This is a genomic window from Pseudomonas sp. SJZ103 (assembly GCF_007828335.1).
GTDB lineage: Bacteria > Pseudomonadota > Gammaproteobacteria > Pseudomonadales > Pseudomonadaceae > Aquipseudomonas.
Map to the genome: position 1 here is coordinate 1 of NZ_VIUN01000037.1, position 1,043 is coordinate 1,043.

The following is a 1,043-nucleotide window of genomic DNA, read 5'->3' on the forward strand; positions in this document are numbered from 1 at the left end:
TGAATCGCCCCGGATTCTGTAGACACCTTGCAAGCTCATTGCGTAACGCTTTTCAAACTCTACCGGTGACAGCTGATTGTTGAAACCATGGCGGCGTTTTACGTTGTAGAACATCTCGATGTAATCGAACACATCACTCCGAGCATCTTCCCGCGTGGTGTAGATTTTTCGCTTGATCCGTTCCCGTTTCAGAAGCTGGAAAAAACTCTCGGCCACGGCGTTGTCATGACAGTTGCCTCGGCGACTCATGCTGGCAACCAAATTGTTTGCCTTCAAAAAGCTGCGCCAATCGGAGCTGCTGTACTGGCTGCCTTGATCGGAATGAACCATCACCTCTTGCTTCGGTTTACGCCTCCAAACCGCCATCAACAACGCATCAATAGCCAAATCACTGGTCATCTGCGACTTCATTGACCAGCCAACGACCTGCCGAGAAAACAGATCCAGTACCACCGCCAAATACAACCAGCCTTCATACGTACGAATGTACGTGATGTCGGTTACCCAAACCTTGTTGGGTTCCACGACATCGAACTGGCGCTTCAGCAAATTGGGTGAGACGACCGCCGGCTTACCGCCGTACTTTCCAGGGCGGCGTCGATAACCTGTCTGAGAACGCAGACCTTCAAGACGCATCAGCCTCGCCACACGATGACGACCACAATCCTCACCGACCTCGCGCAGATCGTCGTGGATTTTGCGATAGCCATAAACGCCGCCGCTCTCCAGCCAGGAATGCTTGATCAAACCCAGCAGTCGCTGGTCGTCTTTGGCGCGTACAGATTGCGGCTCAGACAGCCAGGCGTAATAACCGCTGGGATGGACTTTCAGCGTCAGGCAAAGCCGTCGAATCGAATAGTCGCCCGCGCGCTGCTTGATAAAGGCGTACTTCAGCCGCACTCCTTGGCAAAGTACGCGGCGGCCTTTTTTAATATGTCTCGCTCTTCAGTGACGCGCTTGAGTTCCGCTCGCAGACGACGTAGCTCAGCGTGCTGATCATCATCGTGCTGCCGTTCTTCTTGAGGTTTGCTGTAGCGCTTTAT

Annotated in this window: 1 protein-coding gene; it reads right to left on the minus strand. The window is 53.3% G+C overall.

Features of this window, described 5'->3' with window-relative positions; genetic code table 11:
• Positions 1–1,043, minus strand: a protein-coding gene (locus FBY10_RS31415; RefSeq protein ID WP_145338894.1) for an IS3 family transposase whose coding sequence is annotated in 2 segments (ribosomal slippage) — positions 1–932 and positions 932–1,043 — 1,044 coding nt annotated over the 2 segments. Because the reading frame shifts where the segments join, the coding sequence is not laid out codon by codon here. This gene is flagged as partial in the annotation.